The organism is Nonomuraea phyllanthi (assembly GCF_006334985.2).
GTDB lineage: Bacteria > Actinomycetota > Actinomycetes > Streptosporangiales > Streptosporangiaceae > Nonomuraea > Nonomuraea phyllanthi.
In genome coordinates this window covers 1-24,468 of the sequence record NZ_VDLX02000010.1, presented here as the reverse complement: position 1 = coordinate 24,468, position 24,468 = coordinate 1, and the positions used below count along the sequence as shown (strand labels likewise).

General features: G+C 72.0%; 20 protein-coding genes. 11 read left to right on the top strand and 9 right to left on the bottom strand.

Annotated elements, in window-relative coordinates:
• Nucleotides 1-35: 35 nt before the first annotated feature.
• From FH608_RS25835 to FH608_RS25820, 4 genes are all read left to right on the top strand, one after another.
• Nucleotides 36-1,472, top strand: a complete 1,437-nt coding sequence (locus FH608_RS25835) for an Nramp family divalent metal transporter (protein WP_139633204.1) — start codon at nt 36-38, stop codon at nt 1,470-1,472.
• A gap of 169 nt (nt 1,473-1,641) precedes the next feature.
• Nucleotides 1,642-3,645 carry an alcohol dehydrogenase catalytic domain-containing protein gene (locus tag FH608_RS25830; protein ID WP_139633203.1) on the top strand — a complete coding sequence of 668 codons (2,004 nt, stop codon included), beginning with the start codon at nt 1,642-1,644 and terminating at the stop codon, nt 3,643-3,645.
• 17 nt (nt 3,646-3,662) lie between these two features.
• Nucleotides 3,663-4,670, top strand: coding sequence for a helix-turn-helix transcriptional regulator (locus FH608_RS25825; protein WP_139633202.1), 1,008 nt, complete (start codon nt 3,663-3,665; stop codon nt 4,668-4,670).
• Nucleotides 4,667-5,788, top strand: a complete 1,122-nt coding sequence (locus FH608_RS25820) for a C45 family autoproteolytic acyltransferase/hydolase (protein WP_226899893.1) — start codon at nt 4,667-4,669, stop codon at nt 5,786-5,788. Before FH608_RS25825 ends, FH608_RS25820 begins: the two co-directional genes overlap by 4 nt.
• Here FH608_RS25820 and FH608_RS25815 read toward each other — a convergent pair.
• The 3 genes from FH608_RS25815 to FH608_RS25805 are packed head-to-tail and all read right to left on the bottom strand — an operon-like array spanning nt 5,749 to nt 9,463.
• A complete protein-coding gene (locus FH608_RS25815) occupies nt 5,749-7,257 on the bottom strand; it encodes an AMP-binding protein (protein WP_139633201.1) in 1,509 nt (502 codons plus the stop codon). The two genes, FH608_RS25820 and FH608_RS25815, sit on opposite strands and share 40 nt — an antisense overlap.
• Complete coding sequence (locus FH608_RS25810) at nt 7,257-8,300, bottom strand: acyl-CoA dehydrogenase family protein (protein WP_139633200.1); 1,044 nt, start codon at nt 8,298-8,300, stop codon at nt 7,257-7,259. The genes FH608_RS25815 and FH608_RS25810 overlap by 1 nt, the downstream gene beginning before the upstream one ends.
• Nucleotides 8,297-9,463, bottom strand: a complete 1,167-nt coding sequence (locus FH608_RS25805; protein WP_139633199.1) for an acyl-CoA dehydrogenase family protein — start codon at nt 9,461-9,463, stop codon at nt 8,297-8,299. The genes FH608_RS25810 and FH608_RS25805 overlap by 4 nt, the downstream gene beginning before the upstream one ends.
• A gap of 158 nt (nt 9,464-9,621) precedes the next feature.
• Here FH608_RS25805 and FH608_RS25800 point away from each other — a divergent pair, with 158 nt between their 5' ends.
• From FH608_RS25800 to FH608_RS25785, 4 genes are all read left to right on the top strand, one after another.
• On the top strand, nt 9,622-10,959 hold the full coding sequence (locus FH608_RS25800) for a sensor histidine kinase (RefSeq protein WP_226899892.1): 1,338 nt from the start codon (nt 9,622-9,624) through the stop codon (nt 10,957-10,959).
• 59 nt (nt 10,960-11,018) lie between these two features.
• Nucleotides 11,019-11,618 (top strand): TetR/AcrR family transcriptional regulator, encoded by a 600-nt coding sequence (locus FH608_RS25795; RefSeq protein ID WP_226899891.1) that lies wholly within the window; start codon nt 11,019-11,021, stop codon nt 11,616-11,618.
• A 344-nt stretch (nt 11,619-11,962) separates the two neighbouring features.
• Nucleotides 11,963-12,748 carry a copper resistance CopC family protein gene (locus FH608_RS25790; protein ID WP_226899890.1) on the top strand — a complete coding sequence of 262 codons (786 nt, stop codon included), beginning with the start codon at nt 11,963-11,965 and terminating at the stop codon, nt 12,746-12,748.
• The gene (locus tag FH608_RS25785; protein ID WP_139633197.1) at nt 12,745-13,776 is read left to right on the top strand and encodes a copper resistance D family protein; all 1,032 of its coding nucleotides are present in this window, start codon (nt 12,745-12,747) and stop codon (nt 13,774-13,776) included. Before FH608_RS25790 ends, FH608_RS25785 begins: the two co-directional genes overlap by 4 nt.
• 19 nt (nt 13,777-13,795) lie before the next feature.
• Here the strand turns inward: FH608_RS25785 and FH608_RS25780 are convergent, their stop codons facing one another.
• On the bottom strand, nt 13,796-14,989 hold the full coding sequence (locus FH608_RS25780) for a hypothetical protein (protein ID WP_226899889.1): 1,194 nt from the start codon (nt 14,987-14,989) through the stop codon (nt 13,796-13,798).
• 50 nt (nt 14,990-15,039) lie between these two features.
• Nucleotides 15,040-15,831 carry a class I SAM-dependent methyltransferase gene (locus FH608_RS25775; protein ID WP_139633196.1) on the bottom strand — a complete coding sequence of 264 codons (792 nt, stop codon included), beginning with the start codon at nt 15,829-15,831 and terminating at the stop codon, nt 15,040-15,042.
• 102 nt (nt 15,832-15,933) lie between these two features.
• Here FH608_RS25775 and FH608_RS25770 point away from each other — a divergent pair, with 102 nt between their 5' ends.
• Complete coding sequence (locus FH608_RS25770) at nt 15,934-18,594, top strand: alpha/beta fold hydrolase (RefSeq protein WP_193318622.1); 2,661 nt, start codon at nt 15,934-15,936, stop codon at nt 18,592-18,594.
• Nucleotides 18,591-19,436, top strand: coding sequence for an ABC transporter permease (locus tag FH608_RS25765; RefSeq protein WP_139633195.1), 846 nt, complete (start codon nt 18,591-18,593; stop codon nt 19,434-19,436). Before FH608_RS25770 ends, FH608_RS25765 begins: the two co-directional genes overlap by 4 nt.
• Here the strand turns inward: FH608_RS25765 and glpK are convergent.
• The 4 genes from glpK to FH608_RS51670 form a co-directional block, all read right to left on the bottom strand.
• Nucleotides 19,433-20,941, bottom strand: a complete 1,509-nt coding sequence (gene glpK, locus FH608_RS25760; protein ID WP_139633194.1) for a glycerol kinase GlpK — start codon at nt 20,939-20,941, stop codon at nt 19,433-19,435. The two genes, FH608_RS25765 and glpK, sit on opposite strands and share 4 nt — an antisense overlap.
• 9 nt (nt 20,942-20,950) lie before the next feature.
• A complete protein-coding gene (locus FH608_RS25755; RefSeq protein ID WP_139633193.1) occupies nt 20,951-21,760 on the bottom strand; it encodes an MIP/aquaporin family protein in 810 nt (269 codons plus the stop codon).
• Nucleotides 21,761-21,851: 91 nt separating this feature from the next.
• Entirely contained in the window at nt 21,852-22,289 is a 438-nt protein-coding gene (locus FH608_RS25750) for a GNAT family N-acetyltransferase (RefSeq protein WP_226899888.1), read from the bottom strand.
• Between the two features lie 17 nt (nt 22,290-22,306).
• Nucleotides 22,307-22,447, bottom strand: a complete 141-nt coding sequence (locus FH608_RS51670; protein ID WP_193318648.1) for a hypothetical protein — start codon at nt 22,445-22,447, stop codon at nt 22,307-22,309.
• 120 nt (nt 22,448-22,567) lie between these two features.
• Between FH608_RS51670 and FH608_RS25745 the strand changes: the two genes are divergently transcribed.
• On the top strand, nt 22,568-24,468 hold a 1,901-nt coding region (locus FH608_RS25745), incomplete at its 3' end, for an ATP-binding protein (protein WP_139633191.1).

Sequence of the window (24,468 nt, the reverse complement as noted above, 5' to 3'; positions counted from 1 at the left end):
GTGGCGATCAGGCAATACCGAGCAAGGAGATCCGCATGGCGGACTACACCCCCACCGTTCCTGCGCGAGTCCTACCTCCCGTCACCGTCCGCGACCTGCCCGCTCCCCCCACCTCGAAATGGCGCATCATCGGGCCCGGCCTGGTCGGCGCCGGGGTCGGGCTGGCGTCGGGCGAGTTCATCCTCTGGCCGTACATCGCCTCCCAGGTCGGGCTCATCTTCATCTGGGGAGCCGCGATCGGGATCATCACGCAGTGGTTCCTCAACATGGAGATCGAGCGCTACACGCTGGCCACCGGCGAGACCGCGCTCACCGGCTTCAGCCGCATGTGGAAACACTGGGGCCTGGTCTTCGTCCTCATGACGCTCTGCTCGAACCTCTGGCCCGGCTGGGTCACCACGTCCGCGACCATGGTGACGTACCTGACCGGGTCGGGCGAGGGCAGCGTGCGGTGGATCGCGATCGGCATGCTCGTCGTGATCGCGCTCGGCCTGACGCTGGCGCCGGTCATCTACACCGCGCTCGAACGCGTCATCTTCGTCAAGATCGCCCTGGTGGCGACGCTGATCGTGGTGGCGGTCCTGTTCGCCATCAACGCCGACAGCTGGATCGAGCTGGGCAAGGGCCTGTCGGTCGGGGCCAGGTTCCCCGTGCCGCCGCTGGAGTTCTCGGTGCTGATGGGCGCCATCGCGTACGCCGGCGCGGGCGGCGGGCAGAACCTGTGCCAGAGCAACTGGATCCGCGACAAGGGCTTCGGCATGGGCCTGTACGTCCCGCGCCTGGTCAGCCCGGTCACCGGTCAGGAGGAGGCGGCCGCGTCGACGGGCTTCCAGTTCGCCCCCACCAAGGAGAACCTGGCGCGCTGGAAGCAGTGGTGGCGTTTCGCGAACATCGAGCAGGCGTGGACGTTCGCCGTGGTGTCGTTCGTGACGATCGCGTTCATGTCGATGCTGGCCTACTCCACCGTGTTCGGCCGGGAGGGGCTGGCCAACAGCATCGAGTTCCTCCACGCCGAGGGCGAGGTACTGCAGAACGTCGTCGGGCCGTGGTTCGGCGTGCTGTTCTGGGTGATCGGGGCACTGGCCCTGTTCGCCTCGGCCATGGGCATCGTCGACTACACCTCGCGGCTGGCCTCCGACACCATCAAGACGGTCTACCTGCGTGACAAGCCGGTCTCCGTGAACCGGGTCTACTTCGTCACGGTCTGGGCCATGGCGGTGATCGGGATCGTCATCCTGCTGGCCGGGCTCGACCAGCCGCTCATCCTGCTGGTGTTCTCGGCGTGCTTCGCGGCCGTGATGATGTTCGTGTACTCGATCCTGCTGATCATCCTCAACCGGCGCTCGCTGCCCGAGGCCATCCGGGTGCGCACGTACCGGCTGGGGGCGCTGGTGTGGTCGGTGGCCTTCTTCGGCATCCTGACCGTGCTGGTGGTGATCCAGCAGGCGCAGAACCTCTTCGGCGGCCAGTGACCCGCGGCCGGCTACGCTGACGGGCCGACCCGCCCAGTGACCCGGCCAGGCGACCCGGCGACCCGGCGACGGTCAGCGTTGCCGGGTCCTGCCTGTTCTGGCCCCATCCGCCTCTGCGCGTCGGCGGAAGGTTGACCTCAACCGAGCTTGAGGTTGAAGACTCGGTCGCATGAACGTGATCGAGGTGACCAAATTCGGCGGTCCTGAGGTGCTGGAGGTCCGGCGGCGGCCTGACCCCGAGCCAGGTCCAGGACAGGTGCTCATCGGCGTGTCCGTGGTGGACGTGATGTCGCTGGACGCGCAGTTGCGTGCGGGCTGGGGGCGGGAGTGGTTCCCGAACAAGCCGCCCTTCGTGCCCGGTACCGGGGTCGCCGGGCGGGTGCTGTCCGTGGGTGAAGGCGTCGATGCCGGGTGGGCAGGGCGGCGGGTGGCCGCGTTCCTGCCGGGCGGCGGTGGGTACGCCGAGCGGGTCGTGGCCGAGGTGGAGACCGTGGTCGGGGTGCCGGACGAGGTTCCCTTGTGGCGGGCGGCCTCGGTGCTGCAGGTGGGACCCGCCGCCCTGAGCCTGGTGGCGGCGGCCGAGCTGAAGCCCGGGATGCGGGTGCTCGTCACGGGGGCCGGGGGCGCGCTGGGGCTGCCGATCGTGCGGCTGGCCCGCGCGGCCGGTGCCCAGGTGACCGCCGCGGCCAACGGTGCGGCCAAGCGGGAGGCGGCGCTGGAGGCGGGGGCGCACGAGGCGGTCGGCTACGGCGAGCTGAAGGGTCCCGTCGATGCGGCGGCCGATCAGCCCGACGGCCCCGACGGTTCGGCGGTCGGCGGTCCCGACGGCGAGGCGCCCGGCCGGTCCGGCGGTTCCGGCGGCGAGGCGGGCGGGCCGGGTGGCGGGCGGGCCGGCGACGGGCTCGGCGAGGTGGGCCAGGGGTTCGATGTGGTGTTCGACGGGGTCGGCGGTGAGGTGGGAGGTGCCGCGTACGCGCTGGTGAAGCCCGGCGGCACGTTCTTCGCCTACGGCGTCCCCAGTGGCTCGACCGCGCTGATCAGCCCAGGAGCCGCGCGGGTGGTCGGCATGGAGCAGGTGCAGTTCGCGCCGGACGAGTTCCGAACGCTCGCCCGCCAGGCCCTGGAGAGCGTCACGACCGTCGTGGGGCTGGCCGTGCCGCTGGAGCGGGCGGGCGAGGCGCACGAGGCGCTGCGGCGGCGCGAGCTGGTCGGCAAGGCGCTGCTGCTGGTCACCGCGCACGCCGCCCGCTACCACGCCCACGGCGGCCCGGAGGTGCTGGCGGTGGACGAGGTGCCGCTCCCCGAGCCGGGGCCGGGCCAGGTGCGGGTCGCGGTCAGGGCGGCCGGGGTGAACCCCATCGACTGGAAGCTGCGCCGCGGTTCCATGGGCCCGCCGCTCGACGGGCCCGAGGGCACCGGGATCGAGCTGGCCGGGACGATCGACGCCATCGGTCCGGGCGTGACCGGGTGGAGGCTCGGCGAGCCGGTGTTCGGGCAGGTCGCGTCGGGGGCGGCGGCCACGCACGCGATCGCGGACGCGGCGGCGCTGGCGGCCAAGCCGGACGACCTGACGTACGAGGAGGCCGCCGCGCTGCCGGTCGCCGTCGAAACCGCCCGGCGCACGCTGCGCCTGCTGGACCTCCGGCCGGGGGAGACGCTGCTGATCCACGCCGTCGCGGGCGGCGTCGGGCTGGCCGCCGCGCAGCTGGCCCTCGCGAGGGGAGCCCGGGTCGTCGGTACGGCGAGCGAGCGCCACCACGCCTTCCTCCGCGATCTCGGCGTCCACCCGGTCACCTACGGCGAGGGCCTGGCGGACCGCCTGCCGGGGCCGATCGACCGGGTGCTGGACGCCTCGGGCAGGGGCGAGCTGGAGCTGTCCGTACGGCTCACCGGCGACCCGGACAGGGTGGTCACCATCGCCGACCCGGCCGGAGCGGCGAAGCTGGGGGTGCGCTTCTCGACCGGCCGCGGCGAGGCAGCGTCCTTCGCGGGCGGCTCCGAGGACGGTTCGACCGGCGGCGCACCAGGGCAGGCGGGCCCGGCCCATGGCGTACGGATCCCGGTGGCGGAGACGTACCCCCTGGAGCGGATCGCCGACGCGCACCGGCGCAGCGAGGACGGCCACTTCCTCGGCAAGATCGTGGTGAACACGGAAAGCTTCTTGCCGCGATAGCGGGCACACTGGTCTGCATGCTGGAAACCTCCGCCCGCCTGCTGAAGCTCCTGTCCCTGCTCCAGGCACACCGGGAATGGACGGGGCCGGAGCTGGCGGCCCGGCTCGAGGTCTCCACGAGGACGATCCGCAACGACGTCGAGCGCCTGCGCACGCTCGGCTACCCCGTGCACGCCACGCCGGGGGTGGCGGGCGGCTACCGGCTGGGCGCGGGGGCCGCGCTGCCGCCCCTGCTGCTCGACGACGAGGAGGCCGTCGCGATGGCGGTCGGGCTGGGCAGGGCGGCGGGCGGGGGTGTGGAGGGCATCGAGGAGAGCTCCGTGCGCGCCCTGGCCAAGCTGGAGCAGGTGCTGCCGTCGCGGCTGCGCCGCCGGGTGAACACGCTGAACGCCTACACGGTGCAGATCCCCGGGCAGGTCCCCGGCAGCACCCCGGCGGTGTCCCCCGAGGTGCTGACCACGATCGCGAACGCGGCCCGCGACCACGAGCGGCTGCGCTTCGACTACACCGGCCACGAGGGCGGGACGACGGTGCGGAACGTGGAGCCGCACCGCCTGGTGCACCGGCGGGGCCGCTGGTACCTCGTGGCGTACGACGTCGAGCGGGACGGCTGGCGCACGTTCCGGGTCGACAGGGTGCGACCGCGCACGCCGTCCGGGCCCCGGTTCACGCCGCGCGAGCCGCCCGCGGACGGCGACGTGGCGGCGTACGTGGAGAAGGGCGTCAACACGGCCATGTGGCGCCACAGCGGCACGGTGCTGGCGCACGCTCCGGCCGAGCGGCTGCGCGCGCTGTCGCTGGGGCCGGAGATCGAGCCGGTCGACGATGCCACCTGCCTGCTGAAGCTGGGCGGCGACGATCTGGACGGGATGGCCGCGTGGCTGGGCTTCATCGGGGTGGACTTCGAGGTGCTCGACCCGCCCGAGCTGGCCGAGGCCGTGGTGAGGCTGTCCGAGCGCTACCGGCGGGCGGTCAGCGGGCGGTCAGGGCGCGGTCAGCGGGGGGCGGCAGGCTGCCCGACATGAAGAACATGACGCAGGTCGCGGGCGGCAAGGACGACTTCCAGCTCGTCCGCCATCTCACGCTCAAGGGCGACCAGGTCGAGATCGGCAGGGCGCTCACCGAGGAGGCCCGCCGGCTGGGCTGGGCGCCGGCCCCGGTGGATCCCACGGTGGGCCGGGCGCGCAGGACGTGGTTCGAGCGGTACTGGCCGCAGCACCACGCCCGCATGGACGGCGCGGCGGCGGCCCTCGGGCTGGACCCCGACCAGGACGAGCTGGCCCTCGACGGGCTGGGGTTCGTCCCGCACGGCTCCGGCTGCTCGGCCCTGTGGGTGCCGCCGTCGGCGGCCACGGACGGCCACGGCAGGGCGGGCCGCAACTACGACTTCTTCCCCACGACCACCAGCGAGATCATGGGCGGCGAGCCCCGGCCGGGGGAACTGCCCATGGCCTCGCGTCCGTACGTGATCACGACGGTGCCGGACGAGGGGCTCGCCTCGACCGTGATCACCATGTCGGACCTCGACGGCTGCATGGACGGCGTCAACGAGGCGGGACTGGCGGTCATGCTGCTGGTCGCCGACATCGAGAACGCCGCGCCGCCGGAGCAGGTCTCGCCGCAGGTGGGGGTGGGGAGCGTGCAGCTGCCCAGGTTCCTGGTCGACACCTGCGAGAACGTGGAGCAGGCCAAGCAGGCGCTGCTCGGCGCGAAGCACTACGACCACGGCATGCCCCTGCACTACCTGGTGGCCGACGCCAACGGTCAGGCGTTCGTGTGGGAGCGGGGCAGGGACGGCGCCGAGCACATCGTGGAGTTCGGCGACGGCCCGCTCTGCGTCACCAACCACCTGCTGCACCGCCACCCCGACCCGATGGACCTGCCCGCCGACGGCCCGGCGACGTTCCGGACGTACGGGCGGCTGCGCGCGCTGCACGAGCGGAGCAAGGGCGTCGCCATGTCGCCGGACGACCTGCGCGACAGCTTGCGCGCGGTGCGCCAGCAGGAGGACCCAGGGCTGCCCTTCCGCACCCTGTGGACCACGGTCTTCGACACGGCCGCGCGTACCCTCTCCACGCGCTTCTACCTGGGCGACGGCCGGGGTTACAGCGACGAGCTGGTGTTCGGCTGCTCCGACAGGTAGTCGTCGCGCACCTTCGAGCGCGACAGCTTGCCCGTGGGCGTGCGCGGCAGCCGGGAGCGGTACTCGATCACCTTCGGCCGCTTGAACCTGGCGATACGCGGCTCGCAGTGCTCCAGCAGCTCGGCGGTCAGCCGGGGGCCGGGCTCGGCCCCTTCGGCGGGCTGGACGAGGGCGACCACGTTGTGCCCCCACTCCTCGTCGGGCACGCCGATGACGGCCACGTCCGCCACCGCCGGGTGCTCCAGCAGGGCGGCCTCGATCTCGGCGGGGTAGATGTTCACCCCGCCGGAGACGATCAGGTCGGTACGCCTGTCGCACAGGAACAGATAGCCGTCCTCGTCGAGGAAGCCGATGTCACCCGGCGAATACCATTCGCCCATCATGCTGGCGGCGGTCTTCGCCGGGTCCTTGCGGTATTCGAACGTTCCCATGCCGGACTTCACGTAGATCATGCCGGGCTCGCGGGGCGGCAGCTCCATGCCCGCCTCGTCGACGATCTTGGCCTCGAACGTGGGCGCGGGCCTGCCGACGGTGCCCGGCCTGGCCAGCCACTCGTGCGGCTTGACCGCGAACGCGATCGTCGACTCGGTCGAGCCGTAGTACTCGTACAGCACCGGCCCCCACCACTCCATGATCTGCCGCTTGACCGCGACCGGGCAGGCGGCGGCGGTGTGGATGACCTGGCGCAGGCTCGACACGTCGTACTTGCCCCTGACGTCCTCCGGCAGTTGCAGCATGCGGTGGAACATGGTCGGCACCATCATCGCGTTGCTCACCCGGTGCCGCTCGATGAGCTCCAGGATGGTCACCGGCTCGAACCGGGGCGCGATGACCACGGTGTGGCCTAGATGCAGCGCGAACTGGGTGTGCGCGCACGGCGACGAGTGGTACATCGGCGAGGTCACCAGGTGCGTCTCGTCGCCCGGCCGCAGGTCCACGACCTCGCCGAGGAACCACGTGTAGAGCGGCACCAGCTGCTCGGGCTCGCCGCCCGGCAGCGGCCGCTGCACGCCCTTGGGGAAGCCGGTGGTGCCCGAGGTGTACCACATGACCGCCCCGGACGTCCGCTCCCCGGGCGCGCCGGTGGGCTGCCCCGCGGCCAGGGCGGCCGTCCCGGTCTCCGCGCCGGGCACGTCGAAGCCGGGCCCCGCCACCACCAGCCGGGCGTCGCAGTCGTCCAGGATGTACGCCACCTCGGACGCCGTCAGATGCCAGTTGATCGGTACGTAGTAGAGCCCGGTCTGCGCGGTCGCCATGAGCATGACGACGGCGTCGAGGCCGTTGGGCAGCACTCCCGCCACCACGTCGCCGGTGCCGAGCCCGCGCGCCCGCAGGCCGTGCGACACCTGGTTGACCAGGGCGAGCAGCTCGCCGTAGGAGGTCACCGTGCCGTCGGCGTCGATCACCGCGCGGCGGCCCGGGTCGGCGGCGGCGATGGCGTAGAAGCCGGGCAGCCCGCTGACGTCCATCACAGCTCCAGCAGGTCGGCGAGGCGGGCCCGGTGGACGCGGGGCGGGCCGAGCAGCACCTCGTCCGCCTTGGCCCGCTTGTAGTAGAGGTGCGCGTCGTGCTCCCAGGTGTAGCCGACGCCGCCGTGCAGCAGCAGGTGGTCGCGTGCCACCTCGAAGCAGGCGCGGCCGACGTACGCCTGGGCGAGCGCGGCGGCCTCGGGCAGCTCGTCAGGCGACTCGTCGGCGGCCCAGGCGGCGTACCTGACGATCGACTCGGCCTGTTCGAGCTTGCACCACATGTCGGCGAGCTTGTGCTTGACCCCCTGGTACGACCCGATGTAGCGCCCGAACGCGACGCGGATCTTGGCGTAGGCCACGATGGCCTCCAGGGCGGCCCGCATCACCCCGAGCTGCTCGGCCGCCAGCGCGACGCACAGCCGGTCCCCGACCTCGGGGGCCGGGCCGAGCACGCGGGCGGGCGCGCCGTCGAGCGCCACCCGCGCCTGGCCGCGCGTCAGGTCGAGGCTCTCCAGCGGGGTCCTGGCGACGCCGGGGCCGGCCAGGTCCACCGCCACGAGGGCGGTGCCGCCGTCGGGCAGGCGGGCGGGCGCGACCAGCACGTCCGCCTCCATCCCGCTGAGCACCCGCTCCAGCGTGCCGCGCGCGGCGGCGCCGTCGAGGTCAAGAACGCCCTGGCCGCCGGACGCCCCGGCGCGGAACGCGAGCGTGGCCGTGACCCGGCCCTCCGCGATGCCGCCGAGCAGCTCCTTGTCGGGCGTGGCCGCCAGGGCGATCGCGGCGAACGCGGTCGCCAGGAACGGGCCCGGCAGCAGGGTGGCGCCCGTCTCCTCCAGCGCGACCGCCAGCTCGGCCAGGCCCGCGCCCGCGCCGCCGTACTCCTCGGCGACGATGAGCCCGGACAGGCCGAGTTCGCCGTTGAGCCTGGCGTACACCTGCGGGTCGTAGCCGTCGCGCACCTTGGGCAGCGGCGAGGCGGCGCGCAGGAACGCGCGTACGGCCTCGCGGAGCTGCCGCTGCTCCTCGTCGAGTACGAGCTTCACCCCTGCGTCCCCACCTTCAGGTCCTTGAACGGCACGTTCTTGTCCACCCGGGGCTCCGGCGGCAGGTTGAGCACGCGGTCGCCCACGATGTTGCGCATGATCTCGTTGGTGCCGCCGCCCAGTGACATGCCGGGAGCCATCGAGATCGCGCGGGCGAGCGGATGGTCGCCCAGCACGGACTCGGGGCCGGCCAGCCGCGTGGCGAGGTCGGCGCGGTACATGGTCAGCTCGGCCAGCAGCAGCTTGGCGGCGCTGCCCCGGGCGCCGGGGAAGATCCCCGCCTCGGTCTCCTGGGCCAGCCGCTGGTTGAACAGCGCCAGCGCGCGGTCGCGGATGTGCAGCTCCACGAGCTCGTCGCGGACCAGCGGGTCGCCGGTGTCGACCGACGTGCGCAGCGCCTCCAGCGAGGTCGGGTCGTCCTTCTGGCCGCCCATGCCGACGCCCGCCGAGATCGACAGCCGCTCGTGCAGCAGCGTCGTGACGGCCACGCTCCAGCCGTCGTCGACCTCGCCGACGCGGTGCTCGTCGGGGATCGGCACGTCGTCGAAGAAGATCTCGTTGAAGTTGGCCCTGCCGCTCATGTCCTTCAGCGGCCGGACCGTCACGCCGGGGTGGTGCATGTCGACCACGAACATGGTCAGCCCCTTGTGCTTGGGCACGTCCACGTTGGTGCGGGCCAGCAGCAGGCCCCAGTCGGCGTGGTGGGCGACCGAGGTCCACACCTTCTGGCCGTTGACGATCCAGTGGTCGCCGTCGCGCTCGGCCCTCGTCTGCAGGCTCGCCACGTCGCTGCCCGCGCCGGGCTCGGAGAAGAGCTGGCACCAGATCTCCTCGCCGCGCAGCAGCGGCCGCAGGAAGCGCTCGCGCTGCGCGTCGGTGCCCCGGTCGACCAGCGTGGGCCCGGTCATGCCGAGACCGATCGAGAAGACGTACGTGGGGAGCGCGTGGCCGCGGGACTCGGCGGCGAACGCGCGCTCCTCGGCCTGCGTCAGCCCCTGCCCGCCCCACTGCCGCGGCCAGGTGATGCCGGAGTAGCCGGCGTCGTGGAGCTTGGCCATGAACTCCTTGGCCGTCGCGATCGGGTCCGTCTCCGGGTGGCCGTCCGCCGGGACGTTCGCCTGCAGCCAGGCCCTGGCGGCGCGTCGATAGTCGGCAAGGTTCACATCGACTCCTTGGCAATCAGTGCTCACTTACTCTAACCAGGCCGCCGGACGGCGCATAGAGCCTTGTTCTGGAGGCCTTTAGCGTGATTTGTCGCTGAATCTCCGCTAAATGGAGCCGGGGGCACGTACTGTGATCATCTGGTCACGGGGGGATTGAGGTGATCGCACGGCTTGACCGCTCCATCCGCGCGCGGCTGGCGCTGTGGGCCAGCGTCGCGATGGCCGTGCTGTGCCTGGGGGCCATGGCGGCCGTGCTGTGGGTGGGCCACAACGTCGCGCTCGACTCCCGTACGAGAGAGGTGCTGAGCGTCTCCCGCCGCTGGGCCCACGAGGTGCGGGAGAACAAGCCGCCCCCCGTCGTCACCCCCGCGGTGAAGGGCCTGCAGGTCATCGACCCGTCCGGACGGGTGGCGTCCTCGACTCCCAACCTGATCGGCGAGCCGCGCCTGGCCACCCTGCTCCCGGACCCCGACATGAGCACCCGCTCCGACGAGGTGTGCGACCTGCCGCAGCTCGGCGGCGAGTGCCAGGTGGTGGCCGTCGCCCGGGCCGGCCGCCCGGACGGGAACTGGCTCGTCTACGCCTTCAACCCCTCGGCGCCCTGGTACGTCAACCCCGCCGTGATCGGCCTGGCCTCCGGCCTGTCGGCACTGCTGATCGCGATCACCTGGTTCGGCGTGTCGAGGGTGGTGTGCAGGACGCTCGCGCCGGTGAACGAGATCACCGAACGCCTGAACGCGATCACCTCCGGCGAGGAGGCCATGCGCGTGCCGGTGCCGGCCAACACGAACGAGATCAAGGCGCTCGCGGAGGCCGCCAACCGGACCCTGGCGCGGCTGGAGGCGGCGATGGAGCAGCAGCGCAGGTTCGCCTCGGACGCCTCCCACGACCTGCGCAGCCCCATCACGGCCATGCGCGCCGAGCTCGAGATGGCCATGCTCGTCCCCGACGAGACCGACTGGTGCGAGACCGGCGTCAGGCTCAAGGCCAGTTTGGACCGGCTGCAGAACATCGTCGCCGACCTGCTCACCCTGACCAAGCTCGACGCCGGCGCGCCCGGGCGGCTGGAAGCCGTCGACCTGGCCGAGCTGGTCGCCGCCGAGACCACCAGGCCGCGCGCGAAGAGGATCGTCACCAGCCTGCAACCCGAGGTGGTGGTCACGGGCGACCGGCTCAGGCTGGCCCGCCTGCTGACGAACCTGCTGGACAACGCCGAGCGGCACGCCGACAGCACCATCACCGTGACCGTGCGGCGGGACTGCGACGCCGTGCTCGAGGTGATCGACGACGGGGCGGGCATCGCGCCGGAGCAGCGCGAGGTCGTCTTCCGGCGTTTCGCCCGGCTGGACGCCGCGCGCAGCCGCGACGCCGGGGGCACCGGGCTCGGCCTGCCCATCGCCCGCGAGATCGCGCGGGCCCACCAGGGCACCCTCAAGATCGAGGACTCCGACACGGGCGCCCGCTTCGTCCTGCGCATACCGATACGACAAGACTGATGGTGGGTATGACACGCTTTCGACCCCACAAGAGGCTTCGGAAAGGTGAGCGACCCGCAGTGACATCAGGGCTCAGCCGATTAAGGCGTACGGATTTACTGAAGACGGCCTGCGAGGTCATCGCGGATCAGGGGTTCGGGCACACCCGTACCATCGACATAGCCAAAGCCGCCGGCGTCAGCCAGGCGCTGCTCTTCTACCACTTCGAAAGCAAGGAACGCCTGTTCGCGCAGGCCTTCGCCTACGCCGCCCGCCAGCATCTCGAGGCGCTGATCGCCATCGAACGCTCCACGGCCACCCCGTTCGACCGGCTGCGCACCCTGCTGCGGCTCTGCTCGCCGGCGACCCCCACCGAGGGCTGGCGGCTGTGGATCGAGGCGTGGTCGGAGGCGGTGCGCAACCCCGAGCTGGAGGCGATCTCCCGGCGCATCGACTCCCAGGGCCGCGTGCTGTTACGGGAGATCATCGAGTCGGGCGTCGCCTCCGGCGAGTTCGCGTGCAACGACCCCGACGGGGCCACGTGGCGGATCCTCGCGCTCGTCGACGGGCTGGCGATCCAGACGCACGTCCATCCCAAGGTGCTGTCCAGACGCCGGGTCAACGTGCTGATCCGCACGGCCGCCGCCGCCGAGCTCGGGCTCTCGGCCGACGAGCTGTGACCCGCCCTGCCGGCGCCTGCTCGCTCCGCGCGCGCCTGGCGATCAGGACCTCGGTGGCCACCCCGTGCTCCCCACCTGCCGGAGGGATCGAGCGCGAGCAGCGCCCTCCTGGCCGCGTCCTCGAACGCCTCCACCGCGGCGCCGGCCGGATCGCGACCGTGCCGGGACCGCGCCCAAGGTCGAGTACGGTGGCGTCGCGGCCGAACGTCTTCGCCAGGTGCTCGATGGCCAGGTCGCCATGGCCGACGTGGTGGCGGGCGTAGTACGACGCAGCGCCGCCGAACAGGTCGGTCATGAATGGCACCATATACAGGTTCGATGTCATCGTTGGAAGGTTCTGATCCTTGAGGCGGCTCATCACGGTCCTGCTGCTCGCCCTCGCCGCCGCCTGGGTCGCGCAGCCCGCGGCCCAGGCGCACAACGTGCTGGTCGGCAGCGACCCCAAGGACGGGGCCACGCTGGACGCCGCGCCCTCGCGGGTGACGCTGGTGTTCGACCAGGCGGTACGCCAGGGCTACGCCCAGGTGGGCGTCACGGGCGCCGACGGGTCCTCGTGGGCGGACGGCAGCGCCGAGGTGGCGGCCGAGCGGGTGTCCGTCCGCGTCAAGCCGCTGCCGGCGGGCGGCGCGTACGTGGTGGGCTACCGGATCCTGTCCGCCGACGGCCACCCGGTCACCGGCAAGATCACCTTCACCCTGTCCCCCGGCGCCGCCGGCGCCCCCGCCACCGGCCAGGCCCCTCCCCGTCAGGCGGCCAAGGACGCGGCTGCGGCGGAGGCGGCCGCGGGCGGCGGGGCCGGCATGGCGGTGGTGTGGATCGTGGGCGCCCTGCTGCTGCTCGCGGCCGGCACCGCCGTCGCCCTGCGCCGCTCCCGTCCGGCCCTCGCCGCGCAGGCCCAGCCCGCGTCCGGCCCGCCTCCGGCCCCCGAGGGTGTCCAGGGCTCCGGGCCTCGCCCCGTCCCGGAGGACGGTCCAGGTTCGGGGACGCGTCCCACCACGGAGGACCTCCCGGATGTGGAGGCGCGTCCCACCACGGCGGACCTCCCGGATGCAGGGACGCATCCCGCCGCTGAGGACCTTTCGTCATCCGAGGGTCGCCAGCCGGAGGCGGGCGCGGGGAGGCGGGCGTGAGCGTTTCCGCGCCCACCGTCCCCCGCCGGATGAGCGAGGGCCGGCTGGTGGCCGGCGCGTTCGGCGTGTGCGCCCTCGTCGCCGCCGTGGCCGCCAGCACGTTCACCGCGCAGCAGGCCGTGCCCGGCATCCCCATGCCCGGCCCGCTGGTGTCGGTCGGGCTGCCGATCGTGCGCGTGCTGCTCGACCTTTCAGCCGTGGCCGTGGTCGGGCTGAGCCTGGTGGCCAAGCTGCTCGGGTTCAACGACCCGGAGCGCACCGAGCCGGTCATGCTCAGGGTCCGGCCGCTGGCCGTGATCGCGGCCTGGGCCTGGGCCATCTGCGCGCTGCTCACCATCGTGTTCCAGACGGCCGAGCTCAACCCGGGCGGCGTGCCGACGTTCGGGATGATCGCGGATTACGTCGAGAGCGTCGGCACCGGCCAGGGCCTGCTGTTCAGCGCGGCGTGCGCGCTGGCGGCGGCCGGGATCGGGCTGATGGCGGTGCGGTTCGGCGAGAAGGTGCCCGCCGAGCTGCGCGTGATCGTGGCGCTGTTCGGGCTGCTGCCGATCCCCGTCACCGGCCACGCCGTGAACTCCGTCTGGCACGACCCGATCATGGTCTCGATGGAGATCCACGTGATGGGCGCGGCGGCGTGGGCGGGCGGCATGGTGGCGACGGCCGTGTTCGTGGCGCCGCACCCGCACCTGCTGGCCGTGGCGCTGCCCAGGTTCTCCAGGATCGCCACCGTGTGCGTGTTCATGGTGGCCGGGTCGGGGCTGATCACCGGGCTCGGCACGATGGCGCTCACACCCGGCGTGACACTGCCCGGCGCGCTCCTGACCAGCCACTACGGCGTGCTGGTGCTGGTCAAGACGGCGCTGGTGGCCGCGCTCGTGCCGCTGGCCGCGCACATCCGCTTCCGGCTGATACCGGCCATCCGCGCCGGCCGGGCCACCGCCCTGGTGGGCTGGGCGGCGGCCGAGGTGGGCGTGATGGGGTTGGCGTACGGCGTGGCGGTGGCGATCACCCGCTCCTCCATCGCCTGAGCCCCCGCTTGGGGCGGGCTCAGCCTGGTGCGGCGGCGCCTGCGGGGGTGGGCACGGCGGGCGTCTCGACCATGCGGGGCCCGCGCCGGCGCGTGGCCCACTCGGCGGCCAGCCAGACGGCCAGCAGCCCGAGCCCCGCCCAGACAGCCGACGACGGGACGAGCGGCGGCGCACCCAGCAGTTCCTCCTGGCCCTTGAGCACGCCGTACACCGCGCCCATGACCGTGCTCTGGACGGCGAGCGCGGCGTAGGCGGCGGCCGTCCCGGCGGCGGCGCCCAGCACGGCCCGTACGGCGGGCACGCGCACGAGGAACGCGAGGTCCACCACGAGCCCCGCGACGACCAGGAAGAACGGCACCGCCGACGGCGGGAAGCCGGTGAAGGTCAGCAGCGGCCAGATCACGGTGCGGAAGCCCACGTAGGCGGCGGCCACCAGCGTCGCGGCCCCGAACCTGCCGATCAGCAGCCTGGCCACGACCAGCACGGACAGGCCGACGACCACCGCGTAGACGGGGTAGAGCGCGTCGGGCACCGGCAGCGTGAAGCCCATCATCATCTCCCGGTCCACCGGCCGCTCCATCTGGTCGGCGGCGAAGCGGAGCAGGATCGGCTCGGCGTAGGTCACGTGGTTGTCCCAGGCGCCGATCGACAGGATGCCGTACTCCTGGTGCTGCTCGGGGAAGTGCACGTTCTCCAGGAAGAACGCGAAGAACGCGCCGAGCACGACGGTCCGCTCCCTGCCGGGCGGCGCGCCCATGAACCAGCCGCGGATCACGCCCGCGATCATGAAGAACGTCCCGACGTACAGCATGATGTGCGACGGGCTCCACGAGGTGATGTCGAGCCCGTTGACGCGGTGGTTGATCAGGTCGAGCGGGACCGCGATGAGGAAGATCCCGGTGCCCCACTGGATGAGCCGGAGCGCCGCCTTGTCGGCGCCGTAGCCCGTGTAGCCGTGGATCAGGGTCAGCGCGACGGCGATGGCCGTGCCCGCGGAGTTGAGCAGGTGGGGCGGGGCGAGGTCGTCGCGCAGCCACTTGAAGTGCCACGAGACGTCCCACGCCGATCCGAGCAGCTTGAGCGTGAGCGCCACCAGCCAGCCGAAATAGAGCACCCTGAACAGGTCTTGCGGCGTCTCGCGCCCCGCCTGGCCCCTGGTCCAGTACGGCAGGGCCCACGCGGCGGCCCTCTTGAACGATGCTGGAGACTTCACGAAGGTGCATCTTACGGTTTCGCAGGTCGTGCCAGGTGCGCCCGGGTGCCTCAGGACGCCGAGGCGCGCAGGGAGTACATGAGCGGGATCCGCGGCGCGCCCTCCGGGAAGCGGTAGTCGCCCCGGTTCCCCGTCAGGGAGGGGAACTGCCGGTAGAGGGTGTGGCCGTGCTCGTGCACGGAGTCCACCCGCAGCCCGGCCGCCACCACGGCGTTGATCACCTCGCCGAGCCCGTGCTGGAACTGCACGGAGGTCTGGTGCTCCAGGATTTCGCTGCCGGTGTAGGTGTACGGGTACTCCCAGACGTGGGGGCCGCGGTCGAAGTAGTCGTGGGCGACGGTGGTGCCCGTCTCCTCGTCGAGGATGGCGGCGAACGGGTGGAACTCGGCGAGGTAGAGGAAGCCGCCGGGTTCGAGCAGCCCGGCGACCGTCTCGGCCCAGCGGGTGAGGTCGGGCAGCCACACCAGCGCCCCGAGCCCGGTGTAGACGATCTCGTACGTCGCTCCGCCGAGCGCCTCGGCCGCGTCGTACACGTCGGCGGTGACGAACCGGGCGGGGATGCCGCAGTCGGCGGCGATGGCCCTGGCCTGCTCGATGGCGGCCTCGGAGAAGTCGAGCCCGGTCACCTCCGCGCCGAGCCTGGCCCAGGACAGGGTGTCGAGGCCGAAGTGGCACTGGAGGTGCAGCAGGCGGCGACCGGACACGTCGCCGACCTCCTCCCGCTCGAACGCCCGCAGCGGGCTCTGGCCCGCCTTGAATCCCTCGACGTCGTAGAAGTCGCTGGCGACGTGGATGGGAACGCGCGCGTTCCAGTTGGCCCTGTTGACGTCCCGGTAGTCCATGAGGTGGAAGGGTAGGCGAGCGCCCGCTCCCGCCGCCGCCGATTTTCCTGGCTCCCGCGGCGTCTCAGCGATCTCTCAGGTGTGAAAAGTAGGCTCACCGGCATGAAGCGTGTGGCCGCGCTGGCGGCGGCCCTCGCCCTCATCGGGGTGACGGCGTGGCTGGTGTGGCCGTCGGCTCCTGAGGTGCGGGGTCAGGACCAGACAATCACCGTCGTCGACGGACCGGACGACGACCAACGGGTGGAGCTCGATACGACCTTCTTCCCGCCGCCTGACGGCGGGAAGGCGCCGGCCGTGCTGATCGCCCACGGATTCGGCGGCACCAAGCAGAGCGTGCGCCAGCAGGCGATCGACGTGGCCCGGCAGGGGTACGCGGTGCTGACCTGGTCGGCGCGCGGCTTCGGGCGTTCGACCGGCGAGATCGCGCTCAACTCCCCCGACTACGAGGTCAAGGACGTCAAGCAGCTGATCGACTGGCTGGCGAAGCGGCCTGAGGTGCGGCTGGACGCCGCGGGCGACCCGCGCGTGGGCATCGCGGGCGGCTCGTACGGCGGCGCCATCGCGCTGATGACGGCGGCCCTCGACCACCGCGTCGACGCGATCGTGCCGCAGATCACCTGGTCGGACCTCGCCGCCGCGCTCTTCCCCAACGCGGCCACCCAGACCACCTCCGGCGCCGCCTCCGCCGAGAGCACCGTCACCGTCGACCCGGCCACGGGCGCCATCGGGCAGGACGCCGAGGGCGGCGTCTTCAAGCGCATGTGGGCGGGCATCTTCTTCGGCCAGGGCGTCTCGCTCGACGCATCCTCGCTGCTGGGCCGGCGCGAGGCCGCCGCCCCGCTGACCCCCGAGCAGGCCCGCTGCGGCCGGTTCCTGCCCACCATCTGCGACATCTACCAGCAGGTCGCCACGAACGGCCGGGCCACGCCGGAGGCCGTCTCGCTGCTGCGCGCGTCGAGCCCGATCACCGTGGCGAACCAGATCAAGGCGCCCACGCTGCTCATCCAGGGCCAGCGCGACTCGCTGTTCCCGCTGAGCCACGCCGACGCCACCGCCAGGGCCATCGCCGCCGCCGGCACCCCGGTGAGCCTGGCCTGGTTCGACGGCGGGCACGACGGCGGCGACGGCGAGGCGGAGTGGGTGGCGGAGCAGTCCTCCGCCTGGTTCGCCCGCTACCTCAAGGGCGACACGTCGGCCCCGGCGGTGAGCGCGTTCACGGTGACCCGCGACGGCGGCCGTGACCCCGGCACCCGCCAGCGCATCCGCCTGCACCCGGAGGCCGGCTCCTACCCCGGCCTGACCGGCACGGACACCACCACCGTCCGGCTGAGCGGCCCCGAGCAGAACATCGTCAACCCGCCCGGCGGCGCGCCCGCCTCGATCTCGACGGTGCCCGGCGTCGGCAGCCTCCTGGGCGGCGGCCAGAGCGGCGGCGTGTCGATCGACATGCCGGGCCAGAGCGCCGCGTTCGAGTCCGCGCCGCTCACCGCTCCGCTCCAGCTCACCGGTAGCTCCACGGTGCGGATCAGGGTGACGGGCGAGGGCGAGGTGACGCTGTTCGCCAAGCTGTACGACGTGTCCGACGGCGCCCAGCCGCCGGCGCTGCCCGCCGGGCTGGTGGCGCCCATCAGGGTGACCATTCCCGAGGACGCGGCGAGCGCGGAGGCCGCCGTGACCCTGCCCGCCGTCGACTACCGCTTCGCCGCCGGCCACCGGCTCCGGCTGGTCGTGACCACGACGGACATGGGCTTCGCGACCCCCGCCACGCCGGCCGCGTACCAGGTGGCGCTGGCCTCGCCCGAGCTCAAGGTGCCGACCGTGCGCACGCTCGCCGCGCCCCCGAGCGGGGTGGCCTGGTGGGTGTGGGCCATGCCGCTGGCCGCCGTGGTCGTGGCCGGGGTCCTGCTGGCCACCGGCCGTACCGGGACCAGGAAGCGCCGCGCGGCCGTCCCGAGCCGCACGGACGGCGGCCAGGCGGGCACGGACCCCACAGGAGCGGACGCGGGCCTCGCGGGCGACGCGGACGTGCCGCTGGAGATCAGCGGGCTGACCAAGGCGTACCGGAACGGCGAGCTGGCCGTCGACGGGCTGTCGTTCCGCGTCGAGCGGGGCCAGGTGCTGGGCCTGCTCGGCCCGAACGGCGCGGGCAAGACGACCACGATGCGCATGATGATGGGCCTCATCCGGCCGGACGACGGCGAGATCCGCATCTTCGGCGAGCGCGTGACGCCCGGAGCGCCCGTGCTGTCCAGGTTGGGGTCGTTCGTGGAGGGGCCCGGGTTCCTGCCGCACCTGTCGGGACGCGACAACATCGAGCTGTACTGGGCCGCCACCGGACGGCCCGCCGCCGACGCGCACTTCGACGAGGCGCTGGAGATCGCCGGGCTGGGCAAGGCGCTGGAGCGGGCGGTGCGCACGTACTCCCAGGGCATGCGCCAGCGGCTCGCCATCGCCCAGGCCATGCTGGGCCTGCCCGACCTGCTCGTCCTCGACGAGCCCACGAACGGGCTCGACCCGCCCCAGATCCGCGAGATGCGCGAGGTGCTCAAGCGCTACGCGAGCGACGGCCGCACGGTGATCGTCTCCAGCCACATGCTGGCCGAGGTGGAGCAGACCTGCAGCCACGTCGTGGTCATGCAGCGGGGCAAGCTCGTGTCGGCCGGGCCGGTGTCGCGGCTGCTCACCTCGTCGGCGGCCACCACCAACGGGCACGGGCCGCGCCTGGAAGACGTGTTCCTCGACCTGATCGGAGACAAGCCGTGACCGTCGCGACGGGTTACGCGGCCCACCGCACGCTGCCGCTGCGCGTGGAGATCGTCAGGCAGTTCAAGCGGCGCCGCACGATGGTGATGTTCGGGCTGCTGCTGGCGCTGCCGTGGATCCTGGTGATCGCGTTCCAGTTCGGGCCGCAGCGCAACGGGCAGGGCCAGTCGCTGCGCATCTCCGACCTGGCGACCGAGAGCGGCCTCAACTTCGCCGCCTTCTCCCTGTCGGTGTCGGCCAGCTTCCTGCTGATGGTGGCGGTGGCGCTGTTCTGCGGCGACACGGTGGCCAGCGAGGCCAACTGGTCGTCGCTGCGCTACCTGCTGGCCGCGCCGGTGCCGCGCGACCGGTTGCTGCGGCAGAAGCTGATCGTCTCGCTCGGCTACTCGGCCGCGGCGGTGATCTGCCTGCCGCTGATGGCGCTGCTCGCGGGCACGCTGGCGTTCGGCTGGAACGACATCCAGGTGCCCGGCACGGGCGAGACCATCCCGGCCATGGACGTGCTGCCGCGCTTCGGCATCGTCATCGGCTACGCGCTGGTCAGCCAGCTCGTGGTGGCCGGGCTCGCCTTCCTCATCTCCACCATGACCGACTCGCCGCTGGGCGCGGTCGGCGGCGCGGTGGGCCTCTGGATCGTCTGCACCATCCTGCAGGCGGTGGAGGCGCTGGGGGTGCTGCGCGAGTTCCTGCCCACCTTCTGGAACAACGCCTGGCTCGACGCGCTGGCCCCCGAGCTGGACTGGAGCGGCATGGCCAAGGGCGCGTCGATCTCGATCACGTACGCGGCGCTGCTCGTCGCCGTCGCCTTCCGCCGCTTCCGCCGCAAGGACGTGGTGAGCTAGGCCCAGTCGAACGCCCTGGTCACCGCCTTCCTCCAGCCGGCGTACGCCTCCTCGCGGCGCTCCTCGCTCCACGTGGGCTCCCAGCGGCGGTCCTCCGCCCAGTGCGCCCGCAGCTCGGCCAGGTCCCGCCAGTAGCCGGCCGCCAGCCCGGCGGCGTAGGCGGCCCCGAGCGCGGTCGTCTCGGTGATGACCGGGCGGCTGACCGGCACGCCGAGGATGTCGGACTGGAGCTGCATGCACAGGTCGTTCGCGGTGACCCCGCCGTCGACCTTGAGGACGTCCAGGGCGACCCCCGAGTCGCGCCGCATCGCCTCGACGACGTCGCGGCTCTGGTAGCAGATCGCCTCCAGCGTGGCCCTGGCGAGGTGGGCGTCGGTGTTGAAGCGCGACAGGCCGACGATCGCGCCGCGGGCGTCGGGCCGCCAGTACGGGGCGAACAGCCCGGAGAAGGCCGGCACGAAGTACATCCCGCCGGAGTCCTCCACCTGCCGGGCGAGCGCCTCGCTCTGCGGCGCGGAGGTGATGACGTGCAGCTGGTCGCGCAGCCACTGCACGGCCGAGCCGGTCACCGCGATCGACCCTTCGAGCGCGAACACGGCGGGCCGGTCGCCGATCTTGTAGGCCGGGGTGGTGAGCAGCCCACTCCGCGAACGGACGCGGTCGGTGCCGGTGTTGAGCAGCAGGAAGTTGCCGGTGCCGTAGGTGTTCTTGGCCTCGCCGGGCGAGAAGCAGACCTGACCGACGGTGGCCGCCTGCTGGTCGCCGAGGATGGCGGTGATCGGCACCTCGCCGCCGAGCGGCCCGTACGGGATCGTCGTCCCGTAGGCGGCGGGCTCGGACGACGGCCGGATCTCGGGCAGCATCGGCCGCGGGATGCCGAAGAACGACAGCAGCTCGTCGTCCCAGTCCAGCGTCTCCAGGTCCATGAGCATGGTGCGGCCGGCGTTCGTCACGTCCGTGACGTGCACGCCGCCGTTCACGCCGCCGGTGAGGTGCCACAGGGTCCAGGTGTCGGTGGTGCCGAAGACGGCCTCGCCGCGCTCGGCCGCCTCGCGCACGCCGGCCACGTTCTCCAGGATCCACTGGATCTTGCCGCCGGAGAAGTACGCCCCGGGCCGCAGCCCCGTCCTGTCGCGGATGACGTCCCCGCGGCCGTCGCTCTCCAGCGCGGCGGCGATCCGGTCGGTACGGGTGTCCTGCCACACGATCGCGTTGTGGTACGGGCGCCCGGTGCGCCGGTTCCAGACGACGGTCGTCTCCCGCTGGTTCGTCAGCCCCAGCGCGGTGATGTCCTGGGCGTGCAGCCGGGCGCGCTGGAGCGTCGTCTGGATCACCGCGGCGGTACGCGTCCAGATCTCGATCGGGTTGTGCTCGACCCAGCCCGCCCTCGGCAGGATCTGCTGGTGTTCCAGCTGGAACTTGGCGACCTCGGCGCCGTCGTGATCGAAGATCATGAAGCGGGTGCTGGTGGTGCCCTGGTCGACGGCTCCCACGTACTCCGGCATGGCCCCTCCTCAGGCGTCCGACGGTTTGACGGCGTCGCGGTCCTCGCCCGGCGGGAGGAAGGGGGCGATGGCCGCCTGGTAGAGGCCCGCCCCGAAGGCGCCGCCGACCAGCGGGCCGACGATCGGCACCCAGAAGTACAGGTCGCCGTACTGGTCGCGCCACGCGCCGGCGTACCCGGTGAGGTAGCTCGCCAGGCGCGGCCCGAAGTCGCGCGCGGGGTTGATCGCGTAGCCGGCGTCCGCGCCGTAGGCCATGCCGATCCCGACGATGAGCAGGCCGATGACGACCGGGCCGAGGTTCGCGCTGGGGGCCAGGTTGGCGGTGTCGGACAGGGCGAAGAGGACGAACATCAGGATGGCGGTGCCGATGATCTGGTCGCGCAGCCCGCCCCACAGGCTCACCGGCAGCGTGCCGTTGCCCGGCAGGGTCGCGAAGACGATCTGGGTCTTGATCGTGTGTCCTGGGTCCACCATGGCCAGCACCTCGGTGTAGTTCCACCGCACGATGAGGGCCCCGACGAAGGCGCCGGCCGTCTGCGCCAGCGAGTACGGCACCACCTTCGCCCACGCGAACCCGCGGAACAGCGCGAACCCCAGCGTGACGGCCGGGTTGATGTGCGCGCCCGTGGTGCGGCCGGCGACGTAGACGCCGAGCGCGACCCCGATCCCCCACGCCCAGGCGATGCTGTCGTGATCGCCCAGCCCTGCCGCGATCACCTGCGCCACCACCCCCGTGCCGAACAGGATCAGCACCAGGGTCCCGGCGAACTCGGCGATCAGCTCGCCGGCCAGGCCCCTCCGGTCGAGGCGTACGGCCACCGGTCCTCCTCGCGCGCGTGATCATTGTGTGCCATTCCCGTTTCCTGGGGAACGCATACGATCCGCGCGCTATGCGTCACGTAAAGTGACTTCAGAGGCTCCGTACGAAGGTGACCAGGCTCGTGCCCGGGCCGTTGTAGCCGGCGACCGGCGCGCCCACCTCGAACCCCATGCGGCGGTGGAACGCGACGGACGTCTCGTTGACGGGCGAGGTGATGGCCCTCACCAGGCGCCGGTCATGGCGGCGGGCCAGGTCGAAGAAGCGCTCGTACATCGTGCGCGCCAGGCCGCCCGCCCTGGCCTCGGGCGCGACGCCGACGAAGTGGATGTAGGCCTCGTCACGCTCCGACGGAGACAGGAAGCCGATCAGGAACCCCGCGAGGCCCGCCGGGCCCTCGGCGATCAGGCTCGTGCCGTGGAAGTGGTCGAGGAACAGCCTGGGCAGCGAGGCCAGCACCGGGCGGCCCCACCACGCGTCCACGACGGCGGCGATGGAGTCGTAGTCGGCGGGCGTGGCTGCGCGGAGCACGTGGCCGCCGGTCGGCGTCACGCCCAGTGCGGCGGCTTGTTGTCGAGGTAGAAGGCGTCCGGGTCGTCCTCGCGCCGGTCGCCCCAGCCCTCGTCCGTGTCGTCCGCCGTCTGCTCCGGCAGGACATCCGAGAGGAACTCCGGTGGGAAATCGTTCACGCCCGACATGCTACCGAGGCGTACAAACCGACACCCACGCGTCCGCCGCTCCAAGGACAGGCGCGATCGTCGGCGGTACGATACGAGGGCAGGTGTCGCCTACCCCCCGTGAGGCTGCCCATGGCCACCGCATCCGGCTGGCGGCGAGAAGGCAATCTACCCGCGGAGCTGACGAGCTTTGTCGGGCGGACCCGCCTTCTTGCCACGCTCAAACGGCACCTCAGCGAGTCGCGCCTGGTGACCGTGACCGGCATCGGAGGAGTCGGGAAGTCCCGCACTGTCTTGCGGCTCGCCCACCAGGTGCGCGGACAGTATCCCGACGGGGTCTGGTTCGCCGATCTCGGGCGGCTGCAGGACTCCGGCATGGTGAAGCACACCATTGCCTCTTCGCTCGGTATCGCGGACCAGTCTTCTCGCGCGGAGTCCGAGTCACTGTCGGAGTGGGTTGGCGAGCGGGACATGCTTCTCATCATCGACACCTGCGAGCACCTTGTGGAGGCATGTGCCGAGCTGGTGCAGGAGTTGCTGGAGGCTGCTCCTCACCTGAAAGTTCTCGCCACCAGCAGGCAGTCGTTGCACCTGCCTTACGAGCAGGTGGTGCCGGTGCCGCCCCTTCAAGTGCCAGGCGACGATCCGGCGGAGAGCCTGTTCACCAACGAGTCCGTCCGCTTGTTCGCTGCTCGGGCCGGGGCAAGCGTGCCCGACTTCACCCTCGACGAGGAGAACATCGGCACCGTCGCTGAGTTGTGCCGCCGCCTCGACGGAATCCCGCTCGCGATCGAGTTGGCCGCTGTGCGCCTGCGCGCCCTGTCCGTGGAGCAGATACTCGGGCTTCTGGCCGATCGCTTCAGCCTACTGGCGGGCGCGAGCAGAACAGCCCTGCCCAGACACCAGACCCTACGTGCGGCCATCGGCTGGAGTCACGAGCTGTGCGCTCCCGAGGAGCGACTGCTGTGGGCGCGATTGTCGGTGTTCGCGAGCGACTTCGAGCTGGACGCAGCCCGATACGTCTGCTCAGATGGGCGCCTGTCCTCCGAGCGCATCACCGACCTGATCGGGGAGCTGGTCGAGAAGTCCATCCTGATGATCAGGAATAACGGCGCCGGCATGCGCTACAAGCTGATAGACACCCTCGCCGAGTACGGCGACGAATGGCTCGACAAGCTCGGCGAGGCCGAGCAGATGCGCCAGCGGCATCTGGAGTACTTTTTGAGCCTGGCCAAGCGGGGCGAGGACGCCTGGTCGGGCCCACGGCAGATCTACTGGTTCGTCCGCATGCGTCAGGAGCACGACAACGTGCGGATCGCCCTCGAATATGCGCTGAAGACGCCGGACAAGCGGCCCCTCGCGCTGACGCTGCTGTCGTCCCTCTGGTTCATGTGGGTCTGCTGCGGGTTCGCCCGCGAGGGACGCCTGTACCTGGAGCGGGCACTGGATGCCAACCCCAACCCGAGCAAGGAGCGGTGCAAGGCGCTCTGGGTGCTCGCCTACATACGCAACTCCCAGGGCGACAGCGTCGGAGGGCAGGAGGCGGCGGAGAGGTGCAGCTCCGAAGCCGTCCAGGTGGGCGACTCCCGGGCGGTGATCCTCGCCTCCAAGATGCAGGGCACGGCGGCCATGCTCCAAGGCGACATGCAGAAGGCGAGCGCGCTGCTGGGCGTGGCGATCGAGTTCAACACCGACAACAAAGAGCTCAACCCCGGGCTGCTTCCCGCCATCCTCGAGCTGTCCGTCGTGCTGACCGCGCAGGGGGAGTTGTACGAGGCCGAGTCCCTGCTGCGAGACTGCCTGCTCGTGTGCAAGGAGCGCGGCGAACTCTGGCTGAGCTCGCACGCGCAGTGGGCGTTGGCGAGCACCAAGATCGCAGCCAACCGACTGGAGGAGGCGCTGCAGAGCATCAGGGAGGCATTGCGGATCAAGCAGCATTTCCACGACACCCTCGGCACCTTGTTGGCGCTTGAGTCCTCGGCACGGATCTTCGTCGGCCTGGACCGGCTATCGCTGGCCGCCCTACTGCTAGG

What these genes read in the sequence shown, in the direction of transcription:
- FH608_RS25830 (WP_139633203.1), top strand. Translation starts at nt 1,642, where the DNA reads ATGAACGTGATCGAGGTGACCAAATTCGGCGGTCCTGAGGTGCTGGAG.
- glpK (WP_139633194.1), bottom strand. Translation starts at nt 20,941, where the DNA reads ATGCCGGAGTACGTGGGAGCCGTCGACCAGGGCACCACCAGCACCCGC.
- FH608_RS25825 (WP_139633202.1), top strand. Translation starts at nt 3,663, where the DNA reads ATGCTGGAAACCTCCGCCCGCCTGCTGAAGCTCCTGTCCCTGCTCCAG.
- FH608_RS25835 (WP_139633204.1), top strand. Translation starts at nt 36, where the DNA reads ATGGCGGACTACACCCCCACCGTTCCTGCGCGAGTCCTACCTCCCGTC.
- FH608_RS25770 (WP_193318622.1), top strand. Translation starts at nt 15,934, where the DNA reads ATGAAGCGTGTGGCCGCGCTGGCGGCGGCCCTCGCCCTCATCGGGGTG.
- FH608_RS25775 (WP_139633196.1), bottom strand. Translation starts at nt 15,831, where the DNA reads ATGGACTACCGGGACGTCAACAGGGCCAACTGGAACGCGCGCGTTCCC.
- FH608_RS25815 (WP_139633201.1), bottom strand. Translation starts at nt 7,257, where the DNA reads ATGGACGTCAGCGGGCTGCCCGGCTTCTACGCCATCGCCGCCGCCGAC.
- FH608_RS25820 (WP_226899893.1), top strand. Translation starts at nt 4,667, where the DNA reads ATGAAGAACATGACGCAGGTCGCGGGCGGCAAGGACGACTTCCAGCTC.